The organism is Syntrophomonas sp. UBA1041 (assembly GCF_002316705.1).
Lineage (GTDB): Bacteria > Bacillota > Syntrophomonadia > Syntrophomonadales > Syntrophomonadaceae > DTU019.
In genome coordinates, this window is the sequence record NZ_DCEA01000077.1 from 3,537 (window position 1) to 6,470 (window position 2,934).

1 protein-coding gene and 1 riboswitch are annotated in these 2,934 nt (G+C 51.1%); the gene reads right to left on the reverse strand.

Annotated elements, in window-relative coordinates; translation table 11 throughout:
- Nucleotides 1–213 precede the first annotated feature (213 nt).
- Nucleotides 214–385: riboswitch (cobalamin riboswitch) on the reverse strand.
- A gap of 105 nt (nt 386–490) precedes the next feature.
- Nucleotides 491–2,707 (reverse strand): ribonuclease R, encoded by a 2,217-nt coding sequence (gene rnr / locus B2633_RS11995; protein ID WP_483170918.1) that lies wholly within the window; start codon nt 2,705–2,707, stop codon nt 491–493.
- Between the last annotated feature and the right edge of the window lie 227 nt (nt 2,708–2,934).

Here is a 2,934-nt window from a genome sequence, read left to right on the forward strand (position 1 = left end):
ACTCCCTGTCTGATAAATTCCGGTGCAACTCTTTCGCTCTTAGCCACTTGCGCCATTTCAGGGCTGATAATCCCCTTTACGGCTTTGCTCAATTGGGTCAAAACAATCTCCTCCTTTTGTTTTAAGCTGGCGGGGAATCCTTACCGTGGCAAGAATTTATCCCTTGAAACAAAAAATCCACGCCAGTCGTAGCGTGGATTTTACCATCATCCCTATCTAAGCATTTTTCGGGCAGGTCTCCTGACTCAGGATCATCGCGTTATTGCCCCTTCCCCCTTGACGGAGTGGTTCTGGCAACCGCTAACCTTCACAGTGGCGGGTCCGTCCGGGAATTTCACCCGGTTCCCTATTCTCCCTTGCGGGCACCCGAAAAAGTTCTGGCATATTTGATTACTCTTATTGTACACAAGCGAAATAGGCTGTCAAGGATTAATTTCTTCTCCATTTAATTCTATAAACGTCATTTATATCCTTTTGAGCACAACTGCTTCTACACTCCGGCTTTGGTACGGCTGTCTTTATTGCGTCTATTGCCCTTGTTCCCTTTGGATTTCAAAGCGGTTTTTTTCTTTACAGCGGCCCCCCCTGCCTCAGCCGGCTCATCCAGCAGTTCGAAATCTATCTTGGCTTCATTCACTTCCACACGCACCAGTTTCACCTTGACCTCATCGCCGATGGCGAAGGTCTTCCCGGTATGGATGCCGCGCAGCGTGTAGCTGCGGTCATTGAATTCATAGTAGTCATCGGTGATGCTGGAGATGTGCACCAGACCCTCGATACTGTTGTCCAGGGCTACAAAAATGCCGAAAGAATTGACCGAAGACACCCGGGCAGTGAACTCTTCGCCTAGAAACTGCTGCATAAACTGGGCTTTCTTTATGTTGACCAGGTCGCGTTCCGCTTCTTCAGCTTTGATCTCCTGAAAAGTGGAATGCTCCCCGTAAAAGCTCATTTTGCCATCCAGGGCGGCGCGGCGGCGTTCATTCATGCTGCCGTCCAGGACATGGCTCAAGACCCGGTGCACGATCAGGTCCGGATAACGCCGGATGGGACTGGTAAAGTGGCAGTAAAAACGCGAAGCCAGACCGAAATGCCCTAAGGCCTGGGGAAGATAACGGGCATGCTTCATAGAGCGCAGGACCATCAATGATACCATCTGCTCTTCGGGGCGGCCTTTGATGTCAGCTAAGATGTGCTGGAATGTCATTGGCTCCAGTTTTTCGCCCGCCACCTTGTGTCCGAACACCCCCAGAACCCGATTAAGCTTCATCAGGGCGTCTTCATCCGGTTTCTCATGAACCCTGTAAAGCAAAGGCATTTGCAGGCGATAAAGATGCTCGGCCACGGTCTCATTAGCCTTGATCATGAAGTCTTCGATGAGCATTTCCCCTGGTCCCTGTTCACGGACTTTAACATCAATCGGAACCCCTTTTTCGTCGGTGATTATCTTGGTTTCAGGAAAATCGAAATCCAGAACCCCTCGCTTGAGCCGGGCAGCCCTGATTATATCGGACAGATCTTTCATCAAATGAAAGTCCTCCACCAAATCCCGGTAGCGCGCCTTCAATTCAGGGTCATCTTCCAGCAGGATCCGGTTCACCGCGGTGTAGGTCATGCGTTCTTGGACCCGGATCACCGATTTGCACAGTTCATAATTAGCTACTTCACCGTTGAAGTTGATGTCCATTATACAGCTCACTGCCAGACGATCAACCCCGCTGTTAAGGCTGCAGATATCGTTGGAAAGCTCCCGGGGCAGCATGGGCAAGACCTTATCCACCAGGTAGACGCTGGTTCCCCGCGCACAGGCCTCTCTGTCCAATTTGCTGTCTTCTCTGACATAATGAGAAACATCGGCGATATGCACCCCCAGGCGGAACCCGTTGACGATGCGGCAGATGGAAACCGCGTCGTCCAGGTCTTTGGCATCCTCACCGTCGATGGTGACCATCTTCACATCGCGCAAATCGCGGCGTTTTTTGCTTTCTTCGGCACTGACCGGCCGGGCCGCGGCCTGAGCTTCTTTTATTACCGCGGGGGCGAAGTCCACCCTGAGGTTATGTTTGCGGATGACTACCTCCACATCCAGTCCGGGTTCGCCGGCATTGCCCAAAACTTCGATAATACGCCCTTCCGGGAATTTGTTCTTATCCGGCCAGCTGGTTATAGCCACCACTACCCGGTCCCCGTTATTGACCTTTAGTTTGCGGGAGCGATTTACATAGACGGGATAAATCTGGCGCGGGTCATCAGGGATCACCTGAATGACATGCTTGCCTTTTTCGTAAACCCCCACCAGGGTTTTGTTGACCCGCTCGATGGCCCGGATCACTTCTCCTTCGGGGCGCTCTCCGCCATGATGGCTGTGAATGAGGCGCACCATGACCCTGTCATTGTGCATGGCCCCGTTGAGGTTTTTCCCGTAGACGAATACCTCGGGCCGTCCCGGCTCATCGGGCACTAAAATACCGTAGCCTCGCTGGCTGAGTCGTATAACCCCTTTGACCAGCTTCATCATTTCGGGCAAGCCATATCTATTTTTACGGGTTTTCAAGATTTCGCCCGCTTTTTCCAGGCGGCCCAGTAGTTTGCTGAATTTGATCTCCTCATCATTATCGATTTCGAATACCGATAAGAGTTCGCGGTAGCTCAAAGGTCGATAACTGTCCTGCCGCATATACTCCAATAGAGTTTCTTTATTGACCATTTAATCCTCCTTAAGGTTGGTCTGATTTTAATAGTATTTCCTTTAATCGCCGCTTTTTTACCCTATAGGCCGATTTCGTCAGCGATCTTTTTCATGCTCTGCAGAGCAACCTCCAGGAAGGTATCCAGATCCATACCCAGTTCTGAACAGCAAATCATCTGCTCGCGATTGGCGCCCCGGGCAAAGGATCTCTCTTTAAAGCGTTTGCGCAGCGACTTCAATTCCAC